Consider the following 205-nt stretch of genomic DNA (forward strand, 5'->3'; position numbering starts at 1 on the left):
TGGCGAGGGCGGTAACACTCGGCTGGCTTTGAGATAAAGTGGTAAATTCATTGACCAGGAATTCACTGACGATCTCATTACCATCCGCATCAAAAATACGGGCCTTGATGGCAGAACCGGACGCATCACCTTGCTCCCTGTCAGAGGACGTCCACGTTACGACAAAACCGCCATTGGCGAGGGCGGTAACGCTCGGGTCGATTTG

At 53.2% G+C, this 205-nt stretch carries 1 protein-coding gene; it reads right to left on the reverse strand.

Translation table 11 applies throughout. The features are described from left to right. On the reverse strand, nt 1–205 hold a 205-nt coding region (locus Q1B13_RS26985; RefSeq protein ID WP_299085991.1), incomplete at both ends, for a hypothetical protein.

Origin of the sequence: uncultured Ruegeria sp. (assembly GCF_947489545.1) — a bacterium.
Taxonomy (GTDB): domain Bacteria; phylum Pseudomonadota; class Alphaproteobacteria; order Rhodobacterales; family Rhodobacteraceae; genus Ruegeria.